This window comes from Pseudomonas sp. Marseille-Q1929, assembly GCF_017316265.1.
In the GTDB taxonomy this organism is placed as follows: domain Bacteria; phylum Pseudomonadota; class Gammaproteobacteria; order Pseudomonadales; family Pseudomonadaceae; genus Aquipseudomonas.
Genome location: NZ_JAFLWU010000010.1, coordinates 1 through 26,968, shown reverse-complemented (window position 1 = coordinate 26,968; position 26,968 = coordinate 1). Strand labels below are relative to the sequence as shown.

Genomic DNA, 26,968 nt, shown 5'->3' with positions numbered 1-26,968 from the left:
TCGAAATCGTGCGAGTCGCCTTAGTCTGATTCGACCCACTCGACGATCACCCGTAACGATTCATTTGTTAAGGAGCTATCGCTATGAAAACCAACCTTAAAACACCGTCGACTCAAGGCACTACAGGTACCCTGACTGCGCATGTCAATAATCCGCAGGCCATTCCTGCGGATCATGATTACGTAGGCGACCCCGACAGAATGTTGATGCTGCAGGTCGGGGGCGAATTCAGAATGCATTCAACCCAGGTAACGGGACCTACGCCCAATCAAAACCTGGGTTTTGACTTCCGTATGCTGTCGGCGTCTGTACCCGCTGACGGGGTCGAGCGCAGTTACATATTCCCACAGGATGCTAGCAGCCATTATTGGGCATATGAAAATGGTGGGTCCCAGCCCTACGAGGCGACCAGTGGCCAGTTACGGCTGGCGCTGCACCCCAACGAACGGGCGGTTGGGAGTTTTGATTTTGTGGGCCAGGCGGGCACCAAGAGCGTGACGGTCACCAACGGCAAATTTGATCTTCTAGGTTTCACCACCTCCCAGTCGATTCGCCAGGGCGCGCCGGTGCAAGGGGTCGGCAGCTTCAACGGAACGTTTGTGGGTGGACCTGCAAGCCCGCAATTCAATGCTCAGCAAGTGAGCATCCAGCGTTTCGATCTCGGCGGGGTACCGGTGTATTACGATGTGCAAGGTCGGGTGATAGAGGCATTTCCCCAACGCGACACCTTTGTCTCCATCCTGGTGGATGAGGGCGCTACTGGCCAAACCTTTGATCTGGCCACCAGCACCGAAGCCCGTGTCAGCTTTTTTGACTTCCCTGACCATGGTTTTGCCTATGCCATCGCAGGAACGCTGACCTTTACCTCAAAACCTGATTCAGGGCGCGCAGTTGGGACCCTGAGTTGCACCTTCCGAAAAAATAGTGAGCCTACCTTTACGTTCACTGGAACCTTCGACATTACGGCTTGAGATCACTGTGCCTCGTTCGCCACATGCGCTCTGGCCTGTGGCGGGCGTGACATCAACCAGCCGCCCAGCAGCAATCCGCTGGCCAGCGATGTCATGATCACCAGGGGCGCGGTTGTACCATCCGACAACAACCCAGTCGCCCAACTGCTCAGCGCCGTCAAAAACATCTGGGTAAAAAAGAACAGCCCCGACGCCGTCCCCGCAATCGCGCCGTAAGGCTGCAGCACTGCCAACTGACAGGCCGGAATCACCATCCCTACTGACACCATGATCACCACCATCGGCAGCACAATCGCCAGCCACTGATCCGCCAGCACCGCTGTCGCGGTCGCGAGCATCATGCAGCCCAGCACGTTCAACGCGATGGCACCTGCGATCAAACGGTCGGGTTCGAACCGCAGCACCCATCGGCGGAATAGGTTCGCGCCCAGCATGTAGCCGCTGATGGTCGCTGCAAACACCAGCGCATAGGCCGTGGCAGACAGGCCGTAGCCCCGCTGCAACAACGCCGACGACTCTGCAATGAACGGGAAATACGTGCTGTACACGCAGCCAATGGCCAGGGAATAGCGCAGGAAATAACGGTCGCGCAGGAGTTGGCTGTAGATGCGCAACAGATTGCTTGGCGGCGCGGCGGCGACTTCTGGCGGGCGGGTCTCGGGCAGGCGGCGAAACACCACCAGGCACAATACGGCGCCAATCACCCCCAGCAGCACAAACAGGCCGCGCCAATTGATAAAGGGCAGCAGCAGGCTGCCCAGCACCGGCGCGGCCATGGGTGACACGGCCATGGCCATGGAGATCAGCCCGAGCAAGCGCGCCTGTTCGTGGCGGTCGAAGTAGTCACGCACGATCACCCGGCCGATCACCGTGGTGCAGCAACCGCCAAGGGCCTGGAACAGCCGGGCGATGATCAGCACCGTGAGGCTGTCGGCCAGGGCACAGGCCACAGTCGCAACGACATACAACAGCAGGCCGGCCAGCAATACCGGGCGGCGGCCGAAGCGGTCGGTGAGCGGGCCGGCCACGAGCAGGGAAATCGCCGAGCCGAGGGTGTACAGCGTCAGGGTCAGTTGCAGTTGGCTATCGCTGCTGCGGAAGTAGTCGGCCATGGCCGGCAGGGCGGGCAGGTGCAGGTCCAGGGTGATGCGCGGCAGGGCGATCAGCACGGTCAGCAACACCAGCCAGAACCCGGTGGAAAGGGCGCGTTGGGTCATGGGAAGTTTCTTCGCAAGGAGTAGGGCTCAAACTCTAGCGCCATTGTGGTTTAATCCTGAGGGCCACTTACGGCTGAGCTGACTGGACCACTATGAGCCGCGGAAAAGCTGCATCTGCCCTTGACCTGCCGCGCCCCGACAGCCTGGACGCCGGGAAACAGCAGGGCGCCTACGACGCCCTGCGCGCGGCCATCCTCAATCGGCAGTTGCCGGCCGGCAGCCGCTTGCCGTCCACCCGCAGCCTGGCGCAGCGTTGGCTGGTGTCCCGTGGCACCTTGGAAGCGGCCTTTGATCGGTTGCACAGCGAAGGTTATGTGCAGCGGCTGGCCGGCTCTGGTACGCGGGTGTGTGCGGTGATCCCCGAGCAATTTATTGCCGCCCCCGTGGCGAGTGCCGCGCCGCGCCGCGAGGCGGTGCCCGACCAACCGGACGCGGGCGTGCAAAGCCATGTGCCCTTTGTTGCCCGGCGCCCGGATGCCAGCCTGTTCGATTTGAAGGCCTGGGCCCGCTGTATCTCCCGTGGTTTGCAGGCGGTGGGCCCGGGCGTGCTCGAAGCGGCCCATCCCGCCGGCCTGCCTGAGTTGCGTGCGCAGATCGCCGACTACCTGCGCAGCTATCGCGGCATGCAGTGCGAGGCGGATGAAGTGGTTGTCACCAGTGGCATCCGCCACGCCCTCGACCTGATTGCGCGCACGGTGCTCACGCCGGGTGACACCGCGTGTGTGGAAGACCCCGGCTATCTGCCGGCGCGACGCTTGTTCGGTCTGGCGGGCGCGCATGTCCACGGCATTGCGGTCACCAGCGACGGTCTCGACACCGACCAACTCCCTGATACGGCACGCCTGGCCTACGTCACCCCGGCCCACCAGGCGCCGCTGGGCATGACCCTGTCGGTGTCGCGGCGCCTGGCGCTGCTGGACTGGGCCGCCCGCGCCGATGCCTGGGTGGTCGAGGACGATTACGACAGCGAATACAACTACAACAGCGCTCCCCTGGCCGCGCTGAAGTCCCTGGACTCCGGTGATCGGGTGATCTACTGCGGCAGCTTCAACAAAAACCTGTTTCCCGGGTTGCGCGTGGGCTTCATGGTGGTGCCCAAGGTGCTGCGCCGCCCGCTGCTGCGCACGTTACAACTCACCGGGCATTCGGTGGGGGCCACGGATCAGTTGGGGTTGCTGGAGTTTCTGCGCAGCGGCGCGTTTGTGCGGCACTTGCGTGCTTCGCGCCAGGCGTATCAGGCGCGGCGTGACGCGCTGCTCGACTGCTTGCCGGGGTGCACCGTCAGCGGCCAGCAGGCTGGGTTGCACTTTGTTTTGTGGTTGCCGGTGGGGGTGGAGGAGGGTGATTTCTGCGCCCGCGCTGCGCAAGTCGGGTTAACGCTGCAACCGTTGGGCAAGTTCTGCCACGGGCTGGGCTTGCCACCGGCGGTGATCATTGGCTACACCGCCCTGACCCTGGCGCAGATCCGCTATCACGGCCGCGCACTGGCGCGGCTACTGGTCAGTCATCAAACCCGACCTGCTCGTGAATCTCATCCACCTTCAATTCCAGGCGATACGCCACTGCAATAAACAACGCCTGGCACAGGCACAACGTGGCGCTCAACGAGCGGAAGGCAAACGACGAGCCCTCATTCACCAGCAGCACCGCGTTCGCCCGCTTGGCCAGGGGCGACAGGTTGCTGTCGGTGATGATCAACGTCTTGGCCTGATGATGCTGGGCGATGCGCAGGCAGTGCTGGGTCTCTTTGCCGTAGGGCGTAAAGCTGATGGCGATCACCAGGTCATTGGCGCGCACGCTGCGCATCTGTTCGCGGTAGCTGCCGCCCAGGCCGGAGATCAGGTGGATGCGTTTGTTGGTGTGTTGCAGGTTGTAGACCAGGTAATCGGCCACCGCGAAGGAGCGCCGCACGCCGACCACGTAGATATTGTCGGCATTTACCACCAGGTCCACGGCTTTGTCGAAGGCGGCATCGTCCAGTTCCAGCCCCAGGCGCTCGATGCCGCTCAAGGTCGCGTTGACACACTCGCGCGCCAGGTCGCCGCCGCTGGCTTTCTGCGACTTGTTCGCAATCATGCTGCGGATGCGCTGCTGGTAGTTCTGCACCGGCGTGGTCTTGTGGGTATAGGCCTCGCGGAACAGAGCCTGCATCTCACTGAAGCCGCTGAAGCCGAAGCGCTGGGAAAACCGCACGATGGCTGACGGGTGCACTTCGCACTCGCGGGCGATGTCGCTGATGCGGTCGACCATGATGCGGTCGCTCTGCTGGCTCATGTAGCTGGCGATGCGCTTGAGTTGGCGCGGCAGGCTTTCGTATTCGTCGGTAATCAGCTGCAACAGGCGCTCGGCATTGATCGGGGGGCTGGCGAGAGCGTCTTGTGAAGGGGTCTCGGACATGGGCAATCCTTCTGGCGTGTTGTTCTGTTGCGCTGATGGGTGGCGCAAGTCTACAGGGTAGGCGCAAAAAAATACCCCGGCATCACGGCCCGCGTGGCCTGCTGAAACGATGCACGGCGGCTGGCGTGCCTCTATGCTGACGTATTGGAAAAAATATTCCACTAAAAATAATTATGGAATAAATATTGATTGCCGTCGCCGGACGTTCTAGTCTGCATCCCACCAAGAGCGTTTGCCGTCGCCACGGCGGCACAACGCAGGCTGATAAAAATAACAGGAGCCAGCATGGGCCAGACTCGTTTTGCCAGTGGGCGTCAATTGGATCTGATTTGCCTCGGGCGCCTGGGCGTCGACCTCTATGCGCAGCAAGTGGGTGCGCGGCTTGAGGACGTGTCCAGCTTTGCCAAGTACCTCGGCGGTTCCTCCGCCAATATCGCCTTTGGCACCGCCCGGCTTGGCCTCAAGTCGGCGATGTTGAGCCGGGTCGGCGACGACCATATGGGGCGCTTCCTTGTTGAATCCCTGGCCCGTGAAGGCTGCGATGTCAGCGGCATCAAGGTTGACCCGGAGCGCCTCACCGCGCTGGTGCTGCTGGGCCTCAAGGACCGCGAAACCTTCCCGTTGGTGTTCTACCGCGAAAACTGCGCCGACATGGCCGTGCGCGCCGAAGACATCAACGAAGCCTTTATTGCCTCCAGCAAAGCCCTGCTGATCACCGGCACGCATTTCTCCACCGACAGCGTGTACAAGGCCAGCATCCAGGCGCTGGACTATGCGGCCAAGCACAACGTCAAGCGCGTGCTGGACATCGACTACCGCCCGGTGCTGTGGGGCCTGGCGGGCAAGGCCGACGGCGAGACACGGTTTGTTGCCGACCAGACTGTCAGCGCGCATGTGCAGACGATCCTGCCGCGTTTCGACCTGATTGTCGGCACGGAAGAAGAATTCCTCATTGCGGGCGGCAGCGAAGATCTGCTCACGGCCCTGCGCCGCGTGCGCGAGCTGACGCCGGCGACCCTGGTGGTCAAGCTCGGCCCGCAGGGTTGCACGGTGATCCACGGCGCGATCCCGGCCCGCTTGGAAGACGGCGCGATCTACCCGGGTGTGCGGGTTGAAGTGCTCAATGTGCTCGGCGCTGGCGATGCGTTCATGTCGGGCTTCCTCAGCGGCTGGATCAACGACGCCAGTGATGAGCGATGCAGCCAATTGGCCAATGCCTGCGGTGGCCTCGTCGTCTCGCGCCACGCCTGCGCGCCGGCCATGCCGACCCCGGCCGAACTGGAATACCTGTTCAACAGCCCGGTGCCCATCACCCGCCCGGACCGCGACGAAACCCTGCAACGCCTGCACCGTGTGACGGTGCCGCGCAAAGCCTGGAAGCAACTGTTCATCTTTGCCTTCGACCACCGCTGGCAACTGGTGGACCTGGCCCAGCGCGGCGGCCAGGACACCACGCGCATCAGCGCGATCAAGCAACTGTTTATCCAGGCCATCGAACGTGTGGAACGCAAGCTGAGCGAGCAGGGCGTCGAGGCCGATGTCGGCCTGCTGGCCGACCAGCGCTTTGGCCAGGACGCGCTCAACGCCGCCAGCGGTCGCGGCTGGTGGATCGCGCGCCCGGTGGAAGTGCAGAACTCGCGGCCCCTGGCGCTGGAACACGGGCGTTCGCTGGGCAGCAACCTGATCGCCTGGCCCCAGGAACAAATCATCAAGTGCCTGGTGCAATACCACCCGGACGACGAACCGCTGCTGCGTCTTGAGCAGGAAGCCCAGCTCAAGGCGGTGTATGACGCCTCCGTGGTCAGTGGCCATGAGCTGCTGCTGGAAGTCATCCCGCCCAAGGATCACCCGTCCACTTACCCGGATGTGCTGTATCGCAGCCTCAAGCGCTTGTACAACCTGGGTATCTACCCGGCGTGGTGGAAGATCGAGGCGCAGTTGGCCGAGGACTGGAAAAAGCTCGATGAACTGATCCAGGAACGCGACCCGTACTGCCGTGGCGTGGTGCTGCTGGGGCTGAACGCCTCGGCCGAATGCCTGGCCGAGGGTTTCCAGCAAGCCAGCCAGAGCACGACTTGCCGTGGTTTTGCGGTGGGCCGCACGATCTTCCAGGAGCCAAGCCGTGCATGGCTGGCGGGGGAGATTGATGATGAGACGTTGATCCTGCGGGTGCAGGCGACCTTTGAACAGCTGATCAACGCCTGGCGCAGCGCCCGCGCTTAACATTTGAAATGCATTCCAATGTGGGAGCTGGCTTGCCTGCGATAGCGGTCTACCAGTCACAGATTCATTGCCTGACACACTGCAATCGCAGGCAAGCCAGCTCCCACAGACAGCAGATCTCAGTGATCTCAGGCTAAAACAATAAAAGGTGCAGCCATGCCCGCAATCCGAATTGGCATCAACCCGATTTCCTGGAGCAACGACGACCTGCCGGCCCTGGGCGGTGAAACGCCCCTGAGCACCGCCCTGAGCGAAGGCAAGGAAATCGGCTACGAAGGTTTTGAACTCAACGGCAAGTTCCCCAAGGACGCCAAGGGCGTCGGCGATGTGCTGCGCCCCTACGACCTGGCGCTGGTCTCCGGCTGGTATTCCAGCCGCCTGGCGCGGCGTTCGGTGGCGGAAGAAATCGAGGCCATCGCCGCTCACGTCGAACTGCTGAAACAAAACGGCGCGACAGTGCTGGTGTATGGCGAAGTGGCCGACTCGATCCAGGGCTCACGTATCCGCCTGATCGAACGCCCGCGTTTCCACAGCGAACAGGCCTGGCAGGAATACGCCGACAAGCTCACTGAGCTGGCGCGCTTCACCCTGTCCCAAGGCGTGCGCCTGGCGTACCACCACCATATGGGCGCCTACGTCGAATCCCCGGAAGACATCGACCAACTGATGCGCCGCACCGGCCCGGAAGTCGGCCTGCTGTTCGATTCGGGCCACTGCTACATGGGCGGCGGCGAGCCGCTCGAGGTGCTGAAAAAACACATCGGCCGCGTCTGCCACGTGCATTTCAAGGACGTGCGCAAGCCGGTGGTGCAACTGGCGCGCAACCAGATGTGGAGCTTCCCGGATTGCATCGTCAACGGCACCTTCACGGTGCCGGGTGATGGCGATATCGAATTTGGCGAACTGCTCGACGTGTTGCTGGCGGCGAAGTACGAAGGCTGGCTGGTGGTGGAAGCCGAGCAGGACCCGGCCGTGGCGCCCAGCTATATCTATGCAAAAAAGGGCTACGACACCCTGCGTGCGCTTCTCACTGAGAGGACAAAAGCATGAGCCTGTTGGTCAAGAGCAACAAACGCGGGCAAACCATGGTCGCCCTCGAAGACGGGCGCCTGGAATACGTGGGCTTTAAGGCCTACCGCTTGAGCCTGGGGGAAACCCTGCCGGTCAGCGCCGCTGATAAAGAGCTGTGCCTGGTGCTGCTCAGCGGCCGGGTGAACATCGAAGGCGAGGGCTTCAACTGGCAGAACCTCGGTGATCGCCAGTCGGTGTTTGAAGACAAATCACCGTTTGCCGCCTACCTGCCGCCCGGCACCGTCGCCCAGGTTACTGCCTTGAGCGATGTGCAGATCGCCGTGTGTGCCGCCCCCGGTGCGGGCGGTTACGAGCCGCGTCTGATCCGCCCGGAAGACTGCAAGCGCAGCGTGCGCGGCAAGGGCGCCAACACCCGCTACGTGTGCGACATCCTGCCGGACACCTCGCCGGCCCATTCGCTGCTGGTGGTGGAAGTGCGCACGCCGTCGGGGCATTCGTCGAGCTACCCGCCGCACAAGCACGACACCGACGATTTGCCGCACCAGAGCTTTCTCGAAGAAACCTATTACCACCAGATCAACCCGCCCCAGGGCTTCGTGTTCCAGCGCGTGTACACCGACGACCGCAGCATCGACCAGGCCATGGCCGTGGAAAACAGCGACCTGGTGGTGGTGCCCAAGGGGTATCACCCGGTCAGCGTGCCGTACGGCTACGAGTCCTATTATTTGAACGTGATGGCCGGCCCCAAACGCGCCTGGCATTTCCACAATGACCCGCAGCACAGCTGGCTACTGGACCTTTAAGGGGCGCGACATGACCACAACCCGACTGACCATGGCCCAGGCCCTGGTGAAGTTCCTCGACAACCAATACATCGAAGTCGATGGCGTGCAGAGCAAGTTTGTCGCCGGCGTGTTCACCATTTTCGGCCACGGCAACGTGTTGGGCCTGGGCCAGGCGCTGGAACAGGACGCCGGTGACCTGGTGGTGCATCAAGGCCGCAACGAACAGGGCATGGCCCACGCAGCCATCGGTTTTGCCAAGCAGCATCTGCGCCGCAAGATCTACGCGTGTACCGCGTCGGTCGGCCCTGGTGCGGCGAATATGCTCACCGCCGCCGCGACGGCCACCGCCAACCGTATACCGCTGCTGCTGTTGCCCGGCGATGTCTACGCCAGCCGCCAGCCCGACCCGGTGTTGCAACAGATCGAGCAGTTCCACGACCTGAGCATCAGCACCAACGATGCGTTCCGTTCGGTGAGCAAATACTGGGACCGTATCAACCGTCCCGAACAGCTCATGACCGCGGCGATCCATGCGATGCGCGTGCTCACCGACCCCGCTGAAACCGGCGCGGTCACCTTGGCATTGCCGCAGGATGTGCAGGCCGAAGCCTGGGATTACCCCGACTATTTCCTGCAAAAGCGTGTGCACCGTATCGACCGCCGCCCGGCCACGCCCGCGATGATCGGCGATGCACTGGCCGCGTTCCGTGGCAAGCGCAAGCCGCTGATTATCTGCGGTGGCGGGGTCAAGTACTCCGGCGCGAATGCCGCGCTGCAAGCGTTTGCCGAGCGTTTTGATATCCCTTTCGCGGAAACCCAGGCGGGCAAGAGCGCGGTGGTTTCCAGCCACCCGCTGAACGTCGGCGGCATTGGTGAAACCGGCTGCCTGGCGGCCAACCTGCTGGCGCCGGAGGCTGACCTGATCATTGGCATCGGCACCCGTTATACCGACTTCACCACCTCGTCCAAGTCGTTGTTCAAGCACGCGGATGTGAAGTTTCTCAACCTCAATATCAGCCCTTGCGACGTGTTGAAACTGGACGCTGTGCAAGTGCTGGGCGATGCGCAGTTGGCCCTTGAAGCACTGGGCGATGCCTTGGGCGACTACCGTTCTGGCTGGGGCGAGCAGATCGTGAATGCCAAGGCCCAGCTGGATGCCGAGGTCGATCGTGTGCACCAGGTGGAATACGACGGCGACGGTTTCGTGCCCGAAGTCGATGACCACCTCGACCGCAGCGTCCTGCGCGAATTTATCGAACTGACCGGCTCGTGCCTGACCCAGAGCCGCGTGCTCGGCGTGCTTAATGCCACCCTGGCCGACGACGCGATCATCGTCGCCGCCGCCGGCAGCCTGCCCGGTGACTTGCAACGCGCCTGGCGCAGCAAGGGCGTCAATACCTACCACGTCGAGTACGGCTATTCGTGCATGGGCTACGAGATCAACGCCGCGCTGGGGGTGAAACTCGCCGAGCCGCGCAAAGAGGTCTACGCCCTGGTCGGCGACGGCTCCTACATGATGCTGCACTCGGAGCTGGCCACCTCGATCCAGGAGCGGCGCAAGATCAACGTGGTGCTGCTGGACAACATGGCCTTTGGTTGCATCAACAACCTGCAGATCGGCAATGGCATGGACAGCTTCGGCACCGAGTTCCGCTACCGCAACCCCGAGAGCGGCAAGCTCGACGGCGGCCTGGTGCCGGTGGACTTCGCCATGAGCGCGGCGGCCTATGGCTGCAAGACCTACAAGGTCAGCACCGTGGCACAGCTCGAAGCGGCGCTGGCGGATGCGCGTACACAAACGGTGTCGACGCTGATTGATATCAAGGTCCTGCCAAAAACCATGATCCACGGCTACCTGTCGTGGTGGCGGGTGGGCGTGGCGCAGGTGTCCACCAGCGAACGCACGAATGCTGCTGCAAAAAAACTCAATGAACAGCTGGCGAAAGCCCGGCAGTACTAATAACAAGAGGAGTTTTTACATGTCGTTGAAGCTTGGAGTCATCGGTACCGGCGCCATCGGCCGTGACCACATCCGTCGTTGCAGCCAGACCCTGCTCAATAGCCAGGTAGTGGCGGTGACCGATATCAACCTGGAGCAAGCGGCCAAGGTGGTGGCGGACTTGAACATCAGCGCCGAGGTGTATGCCGACGGCCACGCGCTGATCAACGCGCCCGAAGTCGAAGCGGTGCTCGTCACCTCCTGGGGCCCGAGCCACGAAGAGTTCGTGCTCGCCGCCATCGCTGCGGGCAAGCCGGTGTTCTGCGAAAAGCCCTTGGCGGTCACCGCCGCCGGCTGCCGCAAGATCGTCGACGCCGAAGTTGCCTACGGCAAGCGCCTGGTGCAAGTCGGTTTCATGCGCCCCTATGACGAAGGTTATCGCGCCCTGAAAGCGGTGATCGACAGCGGCCAGATCGGCGAGCCGCTGATGCTGCACTGCGCGCACCGCAACCCGACGGTGGGCGAGAACTACAAGACTGACATGGCCATCACCGACACCCTGATCCACGAGCTGGATGTGTTGCGTTGGCTGCTCAACGACGACTACGTGTCGGTGCAGGTGGTGTTCCCGCGCAAGACCAGCAAGGCCCTGGCCCACCTGCGCGACCCGCAGATCGTGCTGCTGGAAACCGCCAAGGGCACGCGCATCGACGTGGAAGTGTTTGTGAACTGCCAATACGGCTACGACATCCAGTGCGAAGTGGTGGGGGAGACCGGTATTGCCAAGCTGCCGGAGCCTTCACAGGTACAACTGCGCAGTGGCGCCAAGCTGTCCAATGCGATTCTGATGGACTGGAAGGACCGGTTTATCGGTGCGTATGACGTGGAGTTGCAGGCGTTTATCGACAGCGTGCGTGCCGGGCAGGTGGGTGGGCCGTCGGCGTGGGATGGGTTTGCGGCGGCGGTGGCGGCGGATGCGTGTATCGAAGCGCAGAACAGCGAGCAGATTGTGAAAGTGAGCTTGCCGGATCGCCCACACTTCTACGGCTGACCCACTGAAGAAACCCGATTAAAAACTGTGGGAGCTGGCTTGTCGGGCCGCCGCATCGCTGCGATAGCGGTATATCAGTTACAGATGTGTAGCCTGACACTCCGCTATCGCAGGCAAGCCAGCTCCCACATTTGAATCGGGTTTGCAGTTCAAGTAAGGAGTGTATGTATGCGAATCGGACTAGTCGGCTACGGCCACGGAGGGCGCTTTTTTCATGCGCCGCTGATTGCAACCTTGCCCGGCGCGACCTTTGTCGGCGTCGTCACACGATCCCCCGAACGCCGCCAGCAATTGGCAACCGACCACCCCGGCCTCAAGGCCTTTGATTCCATCGGCCAGATCGTCGAAGCCGGCGTTGACGCCCTGGTCATCTCCACCACCCTCAAAGGCCGCCCAGCCCTGGTGCTGGAAGCCATCGAACATGGCATCCCCGTGGTCAGCGACAAACCCTTCGCCGCCAACGCCGAGCAGGCCCAGGCGTTGATTACCGCCGCCGAACGCCATGAGGTGCTGCTGAGCGTCTACCAGAACCGGCGCTGGGACTCGGATTACCTGACCCTGCGCAAACTCATCGATGCCGGTGCCCTGGGCAGCATCACCCGCTTTGAATCCCGCGTGGAGCGCTACAGCCCGCAGGCCGTCGGCAATGCCAGCGGCGGCGGTTGGTTGCGTGACCTCGGCAGCCATCTGGTGGACCAGGCCCTGCAATTGTTCGGCCCGGTGGATCGGGTGTTCGCGCAGTTGCAGTTCAGCGCGGAGCACCCGAGCCTCGACCATGGCTTTTTCGTCTGCCTGACCCACGCCAATGGGGTGATTTCCCACCTGTGGGGCAGCGCCTTGCAAAACAGCCAGGCGCCGCGTTTTCGCGTGAGTGGCACCCTGGGTTGCTACACCGTCGAAGGGCTGGACGGCCAGGAAGAGGCGTTGATGGCCGGCAAGACGCCGAAAACCGAAGGTGAGCATTGGGGCGCGGAAGAACATCGGCGCTGGGGCTGGTTCGAACAAGGCCCGGAGCGCGAGCGGGTGCCGTCGGAAAAGGGCTGCTGGACGCAGTTCTATCAGCAGTTGCAACGGGCTGTACAAGGGCAGGGGCCATTGCCGGTGGATGCCTATGACGCGCTGGAAACCACCCGTATATTGGACGCCGCACGCCTCAGCGCCGAGCGTCAGCAGGTGGTTTCAACAAAAATAGAATAAAATTCTAAAACAGGTTGATATGGAAATTATTTTCCAATAAAGTCTTTTCCAGGTTGCATAAAGTACGTCTCGGCCTCGATCCGGGCGACTCAACAAAAACAAGATCAAAAACAACCAGGTACCGTCAGATGAAAATCTTCAACGCTGTACTGCGAGTTTTACGCCCAGCCCTTGCGCCACGCGGCCTGCCCCGCGCCCGGCCGTTCTACTTCTCCTTTCTCAATGTGTTGTGCGTCGAAAACAAAGGCGCGCTGGTGTGCTGTATTCCAGGTGCACCCGTCGTCCGGCTGCCTGCCGAGCTCTGATAAACGCAACGTCCAAAAAACCAACAAGAAACTGGAGACAGACCGTTCATGAAGACCCCGATCCGTTTTACCGCGCTGGCCTTGTCCCTGTTGCTGGGCAGCGGTGCTGCCATGGCCGCCGACCTGAAGATTGGCGTGACCTTTTCAAGTTTCGATGACAACTACCTGACCAGCGTTCGCGGCTATATGGAACAGCACGTCAAGGCGCTGCCCAAGGGCGATGGCGTGCAGTTGCAGTTCGAAGACGCACGCGCTGACGTGGTCAAGCAACTGAGCCAGGTCGAAAGTTTCATCAGCCAGAAGGTCGATGCGATTATCGTCACGCCGGTGGACACCGCCTCGACGGCGCGCATCAGCAAGGCCGCGACCGAAGCCGGGATTCCACTGGTGTACGTCAATCGCCGGCCAGACCAGAAGGACTTGCCCAAAGGTGTAGCAGCGGTGACCTCCGATGATGAAGAGGCCGGCCGGTTGCAGATGCAGTACATCGCCGAAAAAATGGGCGGCAAGGGCAATATCGTGATTCTGCTGGGTGACCTGGCAAACAACTCCACGACCAACCGGACCAAGGGCATCAAGGATGTCCTGAAAAAATACCCTGATATCAAGATCGAGCAGGAGCAGACCGGTATCTGGCTGCGCGACCGTGGCATGACCCTGACCAACGACTGGCTGACCCAAGGTCGCGAGTTCAACGCCGTGCTCTCCAACAACGACGAAATGGCGATTGGCGCGGCCATGGCCCTCAAGTCCGCCGGGAGCAAGCCGGGCAGCGTATTGATTGCCGGTGTGGACGGCACGACAGATGGCCTGAACGCGATCGCCAAGGGCGAAATGGCCGCGTCGGTCTTCCAGGATGCCAAGGGCCAAGGCGTCGGTGCCGTTGATGCCGCACGCAAGTTGGCGAACAAGGAGGCGACCGAGCAGAACATTGTCATCCCGTTCAAGCTGATCACGCTGGACAACCTCAAAGACTTCAAATAACAACAATAAGCCTGCAGGGCAACTGTGCGGTTGCCCTGCCGATGGAGTACCTCCCTATGCTCGCTCAAGCCACTGTCTCGCAGCCTCCCGGTGCCCAGCCGATTGAGTTGGAAGAACCCTACCTGTTGGAAATCGTCAACATCAGCAAAGGCTTTCCCGGCGTCGTGGCCCTGGCCGATGTGCAGCTGCGCGTACGCCCCGGGACGGTGCTGGCGCTGATGGGCGAGAACGGTGCGGGCAAATCGACGCTGATGAAAATCATCGCCGGCATCTACCAGCCTGACGCCGGGGAAATTCGCCTGCGCGGCAAGCCGATTGTGTTTGAAACCCCGCTGGCGGCGCAGAAGGCCGGGATCGCGATGATCCACCAGGAACTCAACCTGATGCCGCACATGAGCATCGCCGAGAACATCTGGATCGGCCGCGAGCAGCTCAACGGCCTGCACATGGTCAACCACCGCGAGATGCACCGCTGCACCGCCGAGTTGCTGGCCCGCCTGCGCATCAACCTGGACCCGGAAGAACACGTCGGCAACCTGAGCATCGCCGAACGGCAGATGGTCGAGATTGCCAAGGCGGTGTCCTACGACTCCGACATCCTGATCATGGATGAACCGACTTCGGCCATTACCGACAAGGAAGTGGCCCACCTGTTTTCGATCATTGCCGACCTCAAGTCCCAGGGCAAAGGCATCGTCTACATCACCCATAAAATGAACGAAGTGTTTGCGATTGCCGATGAAGTGGCGGTGTTCCGCGACGGGCATTACATCGGCCTGCAACGTGCCGACAGCATGAACAGCGACAGCCTGATCTCGATGATGGTGGGCCGTGAGCTGAGCCAGTTGTTTCCGGTGCGCGAGGCGCCCATCGGTGACCTGCTGATGTCGGTGCGCGAGCTGACACTGGACGGCGTGTTCAAGAATGTCTCGTTCGACCTGCATGCCGGCGAAATTCTTGGCATTGCCGGGCTGATGGGCTCGGGCCGCACCAATGTGGCCGAGACCGTATTCGGCATCACCCCCAGCAGCAGCGGCCAGGTCACCCTGGACGGCAAGGCGGTGCGCATCACCGACCCGCACATGGCCATCGAGAAAGGTTTTGCTCTGTTGACCGAGGACCGCAAGCTCAGTGGCCTGTTCCCGTGCCTGTCGGTGTTGGAAAACATGGAAATGGCCGTGCTGCCGCACTATTCGGGCAACGGTTTTATCCAGCAGAAAGCCCTGCGCGCGCTGTGCGAGGACATGTGCAAGAAGCTGCGGGTGAAAACCCCGTCCCTTGAGCAGTGCATCGACACCTTGTCCGGCGGCAACCAGCAAAAAGCCTTGCTCGCGCGCTGGTTGATGACCAACCCACGCCTGCTGATCCTCGATGAGCCGACGCGGGGCATCGACGTCGGCGCCAAGGCCGAGATCTACCGCTTGATCTCCTTCCTTGCCAGCGAAGGCATGGCGGTGATCATGATTTCGTCGGAGCTGCCCGAAGTGCTGGGCATGAGCGACCGGGTCATGGTGATGCACGAAGGCGAATTGATGGGCACCCTGGATCGTTCCGAAGCGACCCAGGAAAAAGTCATGCAGTTGGCTTCCGGTATGACGGCAGTTCACTGACGTACAGAATAAAAAAAGGTGATGGGCTATGAACGCAATAACGGATAACAAACCGGCCACGGTGCCGACCAAAAACCGCCGGCGCATGCCGACCGAGTTGAGTATCTTCCTGGTGCTGATCGGCATCGGCCTGGTGTTCGAGTTGTTTGGCTGGATCGTGCGCGACCAGAGCTTCCTGATGAACTCCCAGCGCCTGGTGCTGATGATCCTGCAAGTGTCGATCATTGGCCTGCTGGCGATTGGCGTGACCCAGGTGATCATCACCACCGGGATTGACCTGTCATCCGGCTCGGTGCTGGCACTTTCGGCGATGATCGCTGCCAGTTTGGCGCAGACGTCCGACTTTTCCCGGGCCGTGTTCCCGAGCCTGACGGACTTGCCGGTGTGGATCCCGGTGGCGATGGGGCTGGGCGTGGGGCTGCTGGCGGGGGCGATCAACGGCAGCATTATTGCCGTGACCGGTATCCCGCCGTTCATTGCCACCCTCGGCATGATGGTCTCGGCCCGTGGCCTGGCGCGTTACTACACCGAAGGCCAGCCGGTGAGCATGCTCTCGGACTCGTACACGGCTATCGGCCATGGCGCGATGCCGGTAGTGATCTTCCTGGTGGTGGCGGTGATCTTCCATATCGCCCTGCGCTACACCAAATATGGTAAGTACACCTACGCCATCGGCGGCAACATGCAGGCGGCGCGCACGTCGGGGATCAACGTCAAGCGTCACCTGATCATCGTCTACAGCATCGCCGGCCTGCTGGCGGGCCTGGCCGGTGTGGTTGCCTCGGCACGTGCTGCCACCGGGCAGGCGGGCATGGGCATGTCCTATGAGCTGGATGCGATTGCCGCTGCGGTCATCGGCGGCACCAGCCTGGCGGGCGGGGTAGGGCGCATCACCGGCACCGTGATCGGTGCGTTGATCCTCGGCGTAATGGCCAGCGGGTTCACCTTTGTCGGGGTCGATGCGTACATCCAGGACATCATCAAGGGCCTGATCATTGTGGTGGCGGTGGTGATCGACCAATATCGCAACAAGCGCAAACTCAAGCGCTGATCATCGTGGTGAGCGGGTACGCCCGCTCACCACAAGCGCGTCGCTACCCTTTCACGTTGCCAATGGTAAAAACCATCGCTCGGCCAGTTCCCGGCTGATTGCCCCTCGATGCACATCCACCACGCCCTGTGGGCTTTGCGCCTTGTTCAGCAGTGAATAGTAGCTCTCGGTGCGGTGTGCCTTGGTTTTAAGGTGGGCCACGCTGTAGTCGGCCTTAGGGGTACCCGCCTCGGCGTAGTGGAAGTGCGCATACCACAGCGGGAAGCCACGTTTGTCGTTGACGGCGTATTCCTGGATGAAATCGCGCTGTTCCCCCCGCAACGCCACCCGTGGGCCGAGGCTGGCGAGCTGGATCATGTCCTGTTCGAGCAGGTAGGCGACATGACTGTCGGTGGGCGCCAGGTCCAGCGTGCGCTGGGTGCGCAGCTCGTGACCTTTGGCGATCAAGGTGGCGGATGCACTGCGCAGTTCGGCTGCAAGATCGCGGTCGGCGGGTATTTGCAGATCCAAGGGTTGGGCTGCGATAGCCCGCTCCAATTCGCCTGCCAGCTCGATATAACGTGTCGCTTCAACCTCCAGGCTCTCCTGTATTTCAATCGGAAACCTGGACACCCTTGCGTAACCCTCCTGGCGTTGGATGATCGGTTTCAACGCTTTGGCACGTTTACGCGCGTCACCCTTTACCACATTCAGGGCACGCGTACCCGGCGGTGTCGGCTGAGCAGGCGCGCGGCCCGCTTCGCGCACTTCGTCCCATCCGTCTTCGTGCTGAGAGTAGGTGGCCAGCAACTGGTCGGCCTGTTCGGAGCGCACTTCCACCACTTCGACGGGCAAGGCGCTGCCGGCGGGTTTGACGTCGCCGATCAGGAACCCTTGCCGGCGCGTCTTGATCACTTTTTTCTGCGGTTTTCCGGGTGCGGTCAGCGCCCGTTTGGGTGGGCGAGCTGGGGCCTCGGTTGGCGGTTTGACCTCGGCCGCCAATTGTTGCACCACGTCTTGGTACAACGATGCGACCAAGGCTTGCAATGGCAGGAAGTGCGCATTATCCAACTCGTCGGCATGGACGAGTGCCACGCCTTGCAGCGCGTCCACCGCCTGGCCGTATCGCACCAGCAAGCTGTCGAGCACAGCCATCCGGTCGGAGGCACTGAGGCTGTGCAGGTTCAGGTCGCTATGGGTGCGCAGGTGCAGGCCCAACGGATCCAGGGACAAGTCCAGTTCATCGGTAAACAAGCCGCTGCGCCAGTTCTTTCGGCTCAGGTATTTGAGATTTTGCAATTGCAAGTATTTGAGCGACAACGCGCTGAGTTCGTCGGGGCGGTTGGAGGTCAGGCGGGTGTGCGCCTCCAGGCCAGGCTGGCCGAGGTTGAACAGCTCCAGCAGGCAACGGTCCTTGAGTTCCAGGGCCTGGATCTGGCGCTCGTTGATTTGACTCATGTCCTTGAGGAACTGCGCGTAACGCGGCTGGTTGAGCAGGATCGAGGGCAGTGCTTGCTCATAGGTGGCACTGAGGTCAGGGTTTTCGGCATACAGTGCCTGACGGTCCATGTCAGCCACCACCACCGATTTGCGGGCATTGTTGGTGCTGTTTTCGAGGAACACCACCTGTACGTTGACGGGCATGGGAATGCCCAATTCGCTGCGTTCCTGACGACTGTCAAGCAGCGCTCCGTAGGCGTCGAGCTGTTCATGCAACGCCTGGTCGAAATTTTTGCGGGTATTGGCGCGGGCTGCATCGTTGTATTTGGGGTCGCTGGCGGCGCGGCTCATCAGCAGTTGCGCAGTGTCGACCTTGCTCTGCAAGGCTTGCTGCTGGCCGCTGATAAAACCCGTCTGTGCATCAGTCAATTGTTGCTTGCGCTGCGCGTTGCGTTCGCGCGCCGCAGCAATCCGCTTGGGCGGCATGCCGCCACGCAGGCGCAAGCGCAGGTCGAGTGACCAGTTGCCCTGGCCGTCCGTTTGCAAGTAGGGGCCATGGCGTTGAGTGTTGATTGGATCGACGATCACTACACCGTCAGCCTCCAGGTGTACTTGATACCAGCGTGTATCGACCAGTGCGTACCAGTCGCGCAGGTGGTAATACAGGCCTGTGTGCGGGCCACGCGTGACAGCGGCAGGCAGTATTTTCGGTTTGGCGGCCTGGAGCTTCCACAGTCGCTGCTGCTGGTCGGTGCTCAGCCGCTGACGTGCGTTGGCGAAGCTGAAGTCGACCACGCTGTTGACCAGTCCTGGGCTGTCACCGCCGAGCATGACGGCGCCGTGTTCGATGGGCGCGGCCGGGTAGGGTGGCCACTGTTCGGCATTGCGCCGCTGAAGCGGTGAATGCAGGGCCTGCCACTTGTAGTTTTCCGGCAAGGCGCGTTTGGGCGGGACCCCTGTTGGCGTCAGCTCAAACATCAGCATGCCGACGTTCATCAGTAGGTCGACCCAAGCCAGCTCCCGCGTGACTGGGTCCTGGCTGTTGAGCGCAGGAATATCCCGACTGGCGCTGCTCAGCAGGCTCATCAACCAGCCGGTGAGCATCAGCGGCCCACGCGCCAATGGCAGCAGGAGCGTGTTGAACAGCAGCCCGGCTCCCTCGAAGAAAACCCGCCACCGGCTTTCAGCATCAGAGACGGATTCACGCTCAGCCTGGTCGACCAGCGCCCGCGCGTTGGCACCGTATAAGAATTGCATCAACTTGCCATTGGCCAGGAACTGCAGCAGCTCATCGCTCGCCCCATCCTCGGCGAGGGCCGCGGGCGCGGGTACTTCCGGCAGTTCGAACTCATCGCCAACCCCGAACCTGACGTAATGGGGTTGCAAGAACCCGCCGTTGTCGTACACCGGCCGCGCAGCGTCGCTGAGCCAGGTGAGGACGCTGGTTTGCAGCTCGCCCGGCGTTGCGATGGCTTGCAGTAATTGCGCGCGGGTGGCGAATTGCAGCAGGGCGTCGGCATAGAGTGGGCGGTATAAGATGTGTGGGCCGGCCTGGCGGTTCTCGGGTTCGATGATGTACATATTGGTCACCACATCAGCGGTCGCCTGGGGCTTGCGTACCAAGGCCAGGTGTCGGATGACGATGGCTTGACCGTCTAGCTGGCGCTCACCCACCACCGCTGCAACGCTCGCGGCGCCCTGCGGTGTGAAACCGTTGGCCTGCTTGAGGCTGGACTCCAGCGCAAGCAGGGGCAGTTGGGCAACGGTTTGCTCGGCAAAGCGCCGCTCTCGTTGACGTTCCTCGTCACTGTCGCCCAGCAACCGGGTCCTGAGCATTTGCGGATAGGTTTTGCCAATGTCCACCTGTTGGATCAGGCCAGCACTGCCCAGAATGTAATCGGTCGTGAGCCAGGCGGGCAAAGGCTGCCCATTTCGATGAGCCAGCGTGAGTTGCCCACGGGGCCGGCCTTGCAGATTATTGATCGCCAGGTCCGTGAGGCTCATGTGGACGTTTTCGACATAGCCGGCGCCGCCCGGATAACCGGCAGCCACATGAAACGTGAGCAGCAGGTCATCCGGCTGAAGCTGTTCGGCCTGCTTGCCCAAGCGCATCTCATCCCGCTTCAGTTGGTTGAGCAGGGCTGTCTGAGTGTAGGTGCGGATATCCGGCAGATCGCTGAGGAAGGTCAGGCCTTCACTGCGCTTTTTCGCACTTGCCAGTTTCAGGCTGTAGTGCCGATAGTGCATGCGCTCGGCGGGGGTGGCTTGGCTCAGCCATTGCGGCAGGTCGCGGCGCAGGGTCACCAGCGTTTGCGAGGTGTACAGCGCGGCCTTGTCGAAGCTCATGATGGGGTCGGTAATGTGCTGGTACACCGCGCGCAAGGCGACAAGTCCGAATTGAGTGCCCAGTTTGAGGTTGTGCAGCTGCTGCAACTGGCGGTTGAGGATGATGCCTGATTGGGCATCGAATAAATGACCGTCCGCTTCATAGCGTTGAGTCGTGATGCGTTCGACCACCGTGTCCCGCTCCAGCCGATGGAGCCAGTATTGCAGGGCCTGATCCATAGAGTGGTACCGCTCGTAACCGCCTGCCAATGAGCACCATAGGATGTGGGGTTTGCCGTTGATCACAGGCATCAGGATCAAATCTGGCCCCAGCAGTTGTTGCGTCTGTTTGCCCGCTGAGAAGGTCGCCATGGGGAAATAGGCATGGACGGCTGCCTCACCAAAGTGGGCGATACGCTGGTCAAGGTCGGGGTAGTTGATCAGTTGATCGAGCATTTCGCGCTCGTGTTGCATCAGGTCGTTTTCCTGTACGACCGTGAGGTGCAAGGTGTCCCGTAACACATCGCTCAGCCATTGCCAGCGCGACATACCGCTGTCGCTGGGTTCGCTCCAATAAGCAGCGAGGGCGTTTTGCAGGGCGGCGGGCAGCGTCCGGGGCAGGGCTTCTATCAACGCCAGGATGGCCTGCATGTCCAGCGGCCGTGCGTCTGCGAGCTCCAGCGGTGTGGGTGGTTGGTCGCTGAGCTGGCAATGGCGGCCGTCATCGTCACTGAAGTCCAGCGGCGTGCCGTTGGCCAGGAAGTCGAGTATCAGTGTCATGAGGTGTTGCGGGTACCATCTGCCACGGGACATCGGCGTGAGCAATTGGGTGCGCGCCAGGTTGATAGTCAAAGACGGGTAGATCCGGGCAATCTCTGTGGTCAGCAGTTGTTGAACGACGGCATCCAGCGTCGGGCGTGAGGCAAACTGAGTGTTGACGGCGCCCGTCAGGGGTTGGCCGGCAAGTGATGGGGAGAGGGGCATGGCAGGTCCTTTTCGTCGTGATAACGCATAAGGGTCCTTAGCTAATACCTCCCCACCCGTTGATGGGCGTTATGTATTGCTGGGTGTTGAATCAACCATTCGTCTTGCATTTAGCTCCACAACACTGAATTTCTTGCTATAAACGCACTCCGATGACCATTCGCCGAGCCCGTCCTGGTGCTTTTGGGGGGTATCTCGGAAAAATTGCCTGTCTTTTCAGTTGCTGCGCCCTCAAGTCGGCCTTAGACTGCCGCCCCTCGTAAATTGAGTGCCGGGTGGCGCTTGAAATGGACGGCGCCCTTCCGAGACCTGCAGAGGTCGGCCGGAACGCTCCCTTATTCGCCTTAATGCACGTATTTTTTATAGAGAAATCAATGACAAAGGAAAAGTTGCTGGCCATGCCGGCGGATGACTACATGAATGCCGAACAGCACGCTTTTTTTGAGCAGTTGCTGCAAGACATGAAAGTGGAACACCACGAGCGCATTGAGCAGAACCGTATCGCCATTGAAAGCCTGGATACCCCGGCCGACCCGGCTGACGCCGCTTCCGTCGAAGAAGAGCGCACCTGGCTGGTGAATGCCATCGACCGCGACCAGCGCATGCTGCCGCAACTTGAGCGTGCACTTGAGCGCATCAAGGAAGATTCCTTTGGCTGGTGTGATGACAGCGGCGAGCCTATCGGCCTCAAGCGCCTGCTGATCAGCCCGACCACCAAGTACTGCATCGAAGCGCAAGAGCGCCACGAGCAGATCGACAAGCACCAGCGCCAAGCCTGATGCGCTGAAGCTGGGGGGCGCACACATGGCCCCCAGGCAATACCCGTTACGCCCCGTCTATTGATCTGCTGCAAGCTACCCCACTAAAGGCCCATGGATAATGGCCCGGTAGTGGCGTTTAATGCAGCGACAATAATGACAAACAGTGGGGTGACGAAGATGGCTGGAGACGGATCTCTGATGGGCGCAGCAGCGTCACCGCAAACGGTGGCGCGCGGGCTGCCCGGCTGGCTGACGCCGCTCTTGCAGAGCACCGCCCTGGTGCTGATCCTGTTGGGCCTGGTGTTTGCCGGCCTGCCGCTGTACCTCTGCCTGCCACTGGTTTTACTGGTGATCTGGCTGCCTCGCCTGAAAAATCCTACGCCCGTTGTCGCGCAATCGTCCGCCGTTGATGCGATTGGCGAGTTGACGCGTGATTTATCCCATACCACCAGCCATAACGCGCTGTCTGCTGCCGGCGTGGCCTACTCGGTCAAGCAACTGGCGGCGCGCCTGCAATCGCAGTTGAGCGCGGCCAAGCAGATCGTCAGCAGCGCCGAAGTGATGATCGGCACCGAGCAGGTCACGTCCCAGCTCAGCCGCCAGGCGCTCGGTGCTGCCAGCCAGGCCCATCAGCGCAGTACCGAAGGGCGTGAGGTGCTGGCGCAATCCATCACGCGCATGCACCAGCTCAGCCAGCGCGCCAATGCCAGCCGTGAATTGATCGAGGCCTTGAGCCAGCGCAGTGAGGAAATCCAGCGGGTCACCCTGGTTATCCAGTCCATCGCCAGCCAGACCAACTTGTTGGCCCTGAACGCGGCCATTGAAGCGGCGCGGGCGGGTGAGCATGGTCGTGGGTTTGCCGTGGTCGCCGATGAAGTGCGCGGGTTGGCCGGGCGTACCGCCACGGCGACGGACGAGGTTGGGGTGATGGTCGCCGATATCCAGCAGCGCACGGCCCAGGTGGTGGAGCAGATTCGGCAGCTGTCGGCCGACCTCAATACCGGTGTCGAGCAGGTGGAACACGCCGGTGAACAGTTGGCGAATATCGCCAGCCTGGCCGCGGATGTGGAAGGGCAGGTCAATGAGATTGCGCAGGGCACCGACACCAATCGCACCCAGCTCGACAGCCTGTTCCATGCCGTGGAGCAAATGCGCAGCGACCTGGCCGTGAGTGACCAGCAAACCCGCCAACTGGCCGATGCCGCCGTGCAGATGGAAGGTCAGGCTGAAACCATCAGTGAGCGTTTGGCTGAAGTCGGGCTGGATGACTATCACCAGCGCATCTACGACCTCGCCCGTGAAGGCGCGAGCCGTATCGCCGAGCAGTTCGAGGCCGATGTGTTGCAAAACCGCATCAGCCTGGATGACTTGTTCGACCGCAGCTACACGGCGATCCCGAACACCCGTCCGAGCAAGTACCACACGCGGTTCGACGGTTACACCGATCAGGTTCTACCGGGGATTCAGGAGGCGTTGTTGCCGCGTCACGAGGGCTTGGTGTTCGCCATTGCCTGCACGCCGCAAGGCTATGTGCCGACGCACAACAAGGCGTTTTCCCAGGCTTTGACTGGCGATGCCCAGGTGGATGCGGTGCAGAACCGCACCAAGCGCAAGTTCGAGGACCGTACCGGGATTCGCTGCGGCAGCCATCAACAGGCGGTATTGCTACAGACCTACACCCGCGATACCGGCGAGTTGATGCATGACCTGTCGGTGCCGATCATGGTCAAGGGCCGGCACTGGGGTGGGTTGCGACTGGGGTACAAGCCGGAAGGTCTGTAGGGGCGCGGGGGTCAGGACGTCAGCGCGCCTGAATCGACGGCGCTCTTGAGCGCCTGTGCGGCTTCTTTTCCCGCGATGGCGGCGGCGTCTGCGGTCTTGAACCAACGGTCCTTTTCCACCTGGTGCGTGGTGACAGCCTTCAGCGGCGGCTTGGCGCGCATCACGATGACCGCTTGAAACTCCCCGTCCACTTCCCTGGCGTCGCCATGGATGAAAAATTCACCAATATCAAATTCCGTCACGTATAGCCTTCCCTTCAAGGTAACTGCACTGATGAAACCTGACCCGCAGGGGGCAAACTTCAATGGACGGGCCAGTATGGCAGTTGTTGGCGGGCGGCGGCGCAGTAAAGTCACCCAGGTGACGAAACGATTGCGCCTTGGGGGGCATACAGGCTGGCTTCCAACGCCTTGGCGAATTGGCAGGCCTTGATATGGTCGCTGCGAAAGCCTTTGATCCGGCCGCTGTTCACTTCACGGATATGAAAGAAGTTCCGGCCGGCAGGTATAACCTGGTAAAGAACCGAATTCGAGTACCCGCTGAGGCTTTGCAGGCAGTAGTATTGGCGTTCGTCATGGCATGATGAGTGAGTGCTGGCAGACGCAGTGTTGCGTTGACGTGGTTGCATGGTCAGCTCCTATCGGTCGATCTTCGTGACACGCCAGCAGCGTTTCAGGTGGTTTTGACCTGTGCTGCTGTTTTAGTATTGTCGTCGCCGGCCGATATTAGGTTCCATGCCAGGTATATTGTTTTGTGTAGGCTGTCGGAAACCACGCTTTTTAATAGGGTTATTCTCTGAAGCGGGTCGCCCCGTATTCCCCGGGTCGGCGAACCTGTGATTTGCTGTCATGCCTGGTGACCTTGCATAAGGTCCATCGAGTACGTCTGTACTCGTCTTGGGGCGCAGCATCGGGAGTCTCTTCAGTTTTTTCAATGAACAGGTTGTGTGATCGTGCCGTAACGGCCGTATTTTTGTGCTGTCTGCTCTGGCGGTCAGCACTTCTTTTAATGTGGGGGCGTTTCCTTGGCAGTCAGTAATCTGGATATGCACGCGTTATTCGTGCTGGGTGATTTGCGCGCAAAGTTGGTCAAGCTGTTCCAATCCCGTTTTGTTTACGTCACTGAACAGACGCCGGAAGGTATTTACATCGCCGAGATCGATACCGAGACGGCGCTGGTGGTGGATGACAAACAGCGCCTGGAACTCAAGGTGGGTGACCATTTTCGTGCGGCGGTGTTGCCCAGTCGCGAAGGTGGCAAGTTTGAATTGAAGTTTCGCGATATCAAGTTGACGGTGTATGGCCTGGGCGATTACGCCTTTGTTTCCAGCACTGAAGGCCAGGGCATTGTGTTCAAGGAAGGCCATAGCGTGATGCTGGTGTTTGCCGCCAATGAACAATTGCAAGAAGGCCTGACCAAGACCCTCAAGGCCGTGACTGGCAAGGCTGCCAAGTGGCGCAAGGGTGAACTCGTCACGTTCAAGGCCAGTGAGTGAGTTGTAAACATAACGTGTAATCGGTATCTCCCGGAACCTCTACTACAGTTGAGTTGACTTAACTATTCAGAGGCTTCGCGCATTGGCAGCAAAGCCGTCCGCTGTTGCTGCGAAAACGCGAGGTGCGCAGGCATGAAAGGATTTAGAGCGCTGTTGGCCGTGTCGCTTACGACACTGAGCCTGTCGATGGTTTCACTGCCGGTATCGGCTGCCCAGGCGCCGATTCACTTCGCCGACCTGAACTGGGAAAGCGGCAGCCTGATCACCGAAGTGCTGCGGGTTATTGTCGAAAAAGGTTATGACTTGCCCACCGACACCTTGCCGGGCACCACCATCACCCTGGAAACGGCCCTGGCCAAGAACGACATCCAGGTGATCGGCGAAGAGTGGGCCGGCCGCAGCCCGGTATGGGTCAAGGCCGAGGCCGAAGGCAAAGTGGTGGGCCTGGGGGATACGGTCAAGGGGGCGACCGAGGGCTGGTGGGTGCCGGAGTACGTGGTCAAGGGCGACCCGGCCAAGGGCCTCAAGCCACTGGCGCCGGACCTCAAGCGCGTGCAGGACCTGGCGCGCTACAAGGACGTGTTCAAGGACCCGGAGTCGCCCGGCAAGGGGCGCTTTCTCAACAGCCCGATCGGCTGGACGTCCGAGGTGGTCAACGCACAGAAACTTAAGGCCTATGGCCTGAGTGACAGCTATGTGAATTTCCGCAGTGGCTCGGGGGCGGCGCTGGATGCCGAGATTGCTTCGTCGATCCGCCGGGGTAAGCCGGTGCTGTTCTATTACTGGTCGCCGACGCCCTTGATGGGGCGCTACAAACTGATCCAGCTGGAAGAGCCGGCCTTTGATGCCGATGCCTGGAAGACCCTGACGGATGCCGATAACCCCAATCCCAGGCCGACGCGGTCGTTGGCGTCCAAGTTGAGTATTGGTGTATCGACGCCGTTTCAGCGGGAATATCCGCAGATTGCGGCGTTTTTCAGCAAGGTTGAGTTTCCCATCGAGCCGCTGAACAAGGCGTTGGCGGTGATGAGTGAAAACCACACGGCGCCACGGGAAGTGGCGCAGGTGTTTCTCAAGGAGCATCCGGAGGTGTGGAAGGCGTGGTTGCCGGAGGATGTGGCGCGCAAGGTTGAGGCCAGTCTGAAGTAAGCCGGTTTCTCAGCCGTGTGGAGATCAAAATGTGGGAGCTGGCTTGCCTGCGATGGCGGTCTGTCGGTCGGGGTACATATCCGTTATTTGGGTAACGGCGGCTATGGGTTCCGCCCTTACGGCGGCTCACTTTTGAAGAGCGCAAAAGTAAGCAAAACGCTCTTGCCGGTATGACTCACCCACATGGGTTACAAATCAGTTCACGCACATAGGTAACAGTTTTTAACTGGCAGGGTCGATTTCGCGAGGATCTGACCATGCCCTGGAGAGAGCTGAAACCTATGGATCTCA

The 26,968-nt window shown here is 61.0% G+C and carries 21 protein-coding genes; 16 read left to right on the top strand and 5 right to left on the bottom strand.

The window, feature by feature from the left end; genetic code table 11:
- The first annotated feature begins 83 nt into the window (after positions 1 to 83).
- Positions 84 to 971: a hypothetical protein gene (locus J1G37_RS13405; RefSeq protein ID WP_207042333.1), complete on the top strand. Its 888-nt coding sequence runs from the start codon at positions 84 to 86 to the stop codon at positions 969 to 971.
- Positions 972 to 973: 2 nt separating this feature from the next.
- Here the strand turns inward: J1G37_RS13405 and J1G37_RS13400 are convergent, their stop codons facing one another.
- A complete protein-coding gene (locus tag J1G37_RS13400) occupies positions 974 to 2,188 on the bottom strand; it encodes a multidrug effflux MFS transporter (protein ID WP_207042332.1) in 1,215 nt (404 codons plus the stop codon).
- 92 nt (positions 2,189 to 2,280) lie between these two features.
- Between J1G37_RS13400 and J1G37_RS13395 the strand changes: the two genes are divergently transcribed.
- On the top strand, positions 2,281 to 3,759 hold the full coding sequence (locus tag J1G37_RS13395) for a PLP-dependent aminotransferase family protein (RefSeq protein ID WP_207042330.1): 1,479 nt from the start codon (positions 2,281 to 2,283) through the stop codon (positions 3,757 to 3,759).
- Here J1G37_RS13395 and J1G37_RS13390 read toward each other — a convergent pair.
- A complete protein-coding gene (locus J1G37_RS13390; protein ID WP_207042328.1) occupies positions 3,689 to 4,585 on the bottom strand; it encodes a MurR/RpiR family transcriptional regulator in 897 nt (298 codons plus the stop codon). The two genes, J1G37_RS13395 and J1G37_RS13390, sit on opposite strands and share 71 nt — an antisense overlap.
- Before the next feature lie 285 nt (positions 4,586 to 4,870).
- Here J1G37_RS13390 and iolC point away from each other — a divergent pair, with 285 nt between their 5' ends.
- The 10 genes from iolC to J1G37_RS13340 all read left to right on the top strand — a co-directional run bounded on the left by iolC (position 4,871) and on the right by J1G37_RS13340 (position 16,762).
- Entirely contained in the window at positions 4,871 to 6,808 is a 1,938-nt protein-coding gene (gene iolC / locus J1G37_RS13385) for a 5-dehydro-2-deoxygluconokinase (RefSeq protein WP_207042326.1), read from the top strand.
- A 156-nt stretch (positions 6,809 to 6,964) separates the two neighbouring features.
- Positions 6,965 to 7,858, top strand: coding sequence for a myo-inosose-2 dehydratase (gene iolE / locus J1G37_RS13380; RefSeq protein ID WP_207042325.1), 894 nt, complete (start codon positions 6,965 to 6,967; stop codon positions 7,856 to 7,858).
- A complete protein-coding gene (gene iolB, locus J1G37_RS13375; RefSeq protein ID WP_207042322.1) occupies positions 7,855 to 8,643 on the top strand; it encodes a 5-deoxy-glucuronate isomerase in 789 nt (262 codons plus the stop codon). The genes iolE and iolB overlap by 4 nt, the downstream gene beginning before the upstream one ends.
- Positions 8,644 to 8,653: 10 nt before the next feature.
- Positions 8,654 to 10,585 carry a 3D-(3,5/4)-trihydroxycyclohexane-1,2-dione acylhydrolase (decyclizing) gene (gene iolD / locus J1G37_RS13370; RefSeq protein ID WP_207042319.1) on the top strand — a complete coding sequence of 644 codons (1,932 nt, stop codon included), beginning with the start codon at positions 8,654 to 8,656 and terminating at the stop codon, positions 10,583 to 10,585.
- Positions 10,586 to 10,604: 19 nt separating this feature from the next.
- A complete protein-coding gene (locus tag J1G37_RS13365) occupies positions 10,605 to 11,615 on the top strand; it encodes a Gfo/Idh/MocA family oxidoreductase (protein ID WP_207042313.1) in 1,011 nt (336 codons plus the stop codon).
- Between the two features lie 168 nt (positions 11,616 to 11,783).
- Positions 11,784 to 12,812, top strand: coding sequence for a Gfo/Idh/MocA family oxidoreductase (locus J1G37_RS13360; protein WP_207042312.1), 1,029 nt, complete (start codon positions 11,784 to 11,786; stop codon positions 12,810 to 12,812).
- Positions 12,813 to 12,940: 128 nt separating this feature from the next.
- A complete protein-coding gene (locus J1G37_RS13355) occupies positions 12,941 to 13,117 on the top strand; it encodes a hypothetical protein (RefSeq protein WP_167337367.1) in 177 nt (58 codons plus the stop codon).
- 48 nt (positions 13,118 to 13,165) lie between these two features.
- Positions 13,166 to 14,101, top strand: a complete 936-nt coding sequence (locus J1G37_RS13350) for a sugar ABC transporter substrate-binding protein (RefSeq protein WP_124526320.1) — start codon at positions 13,166 to 13,168, stop codon at positions 14,099 to 14,101.
- Positions 14,102 to 14,157: 56 nt separating this feature from the next.
- Entirely contained in the window at positions 14,158 to 15,711 is a 1,554-nt protein-coding gene (locus J1G37_RS13345) for a sugar ABC transporter ATP-binding protein (RefSeq protein ID WP_207042311.1), read from the top strand.
- Positions 15,712 to 15,739: 28 nt separating this feature from the next.
- Positions 15,740 to 16,762, top strand: a complete 1,023-nt coding sequence (locus J1G37_RS13340) for an ABC transporter permease (protein WP_207042310.1) — start codon at positions 15,740 to 15,742, stop codon at positions 16,760 to 16,762.
- Between the two features lie 51 nt (positions 16,763 to 16,813).
- Here J1G37_RS13340 and J1G37_RS13335 read toward each other — a convergent pair whose 3' ends face one another.
- Complete coding sequence (locus J1G37_RS13335; RefSeq protein WP_207042308.1) at positions 16,814 to 21,490, bottom strand: hypothetical protein; 4,677 nt, start codon at positions 21,488 to 21,490, stop codon at positions 16,814 to 16,816.
- 374 nt (positions 21,491 to 21,864) lie between these two features.
- Between J1G37_RS13335 and J1G37_RS13330 the strand changes: the two genes are divergently transcribed.
- Positions 21,865 to 22,269, top strand: a complete 405-nt coding sequence (locus J1G37_RS13330; protein ID WP_010564800.1) for a TraR/DksA C4-type zinc finger protein — start codon at positions 21,865 to 21,867, stop codon at positions 22,267 to 22,269.
- Between the two features lie 180 nt (positions 22,270 to 22,449).
- Entirely contained in the window at positions 22,450 to 24,033 is a 1,584-nt protein-coding gene (locus J1G37_RS13325; RefSeq protein WP_207042307.1) for a methyl-accepting chemotaxis protein, read from the top strand.
- Positions 24,034 to 24,044: 11 nt separating this feature from the next.
- Here J1G37_RS13325 and J1G37_RS13320 read toward each other — a convergent pair whose 3' ends face one another.
- Entirely contained in the window at positions 24,045 to 24,275 is a 231-nt protein-coding gene (locus J1G37_RS13320; protein ID WP_207042304.1) for a hypothetical protein, read from the bottom strand.
- Between the two features lie 110 nt (positions 24,276 to 24,385).
- Positions 24,386 to 24,661, bottom strand: a complete 276-nt coding sequence (locus J1G37_RS13315) for a hypothetical protein (RefSeq protein WP_207042303.1) — start codon at positions 24,659 to 24,661, stop codon at positions 24,386 to 24,388.
- A 417-nt stretch (positions 24,662 to 25,078) separates the two neighbouring features.
- Between J1G37_RS13315 and J1G37_RS13310 the strand changes: the two genes are divergently transcribed.
- Both J1G37_RS13310 and J1G37_RS13305 read left to right on the top strand, forming a co-directional pair.
- Positions 25,079 to 25,528 (top strand): hypothetical protein, encoded by a 450-nt coding sequence (locus J1G37_RS13310; protein WP_017735803.1) that lies wholly within the window; start codon positions 25,079 to 25,081, stop codon positions 25,526 to 25,528.
- 132 nt (positions 25,529 to 25,660) lie between these two features.
- Complete coding sequence (locus J1G37_RS13305) at positions 25,661 to 26,677, top strand: ABC transporter substrate-binding protein (RefSeq protein WP_207042301.1); 1,017 nt, start codon at positions 25,661 to 25,663, stop codon at positions 26,675 to 26,677.
- Positions 26,678 to 26,968 lie beyond the last annotated feature (291 nt).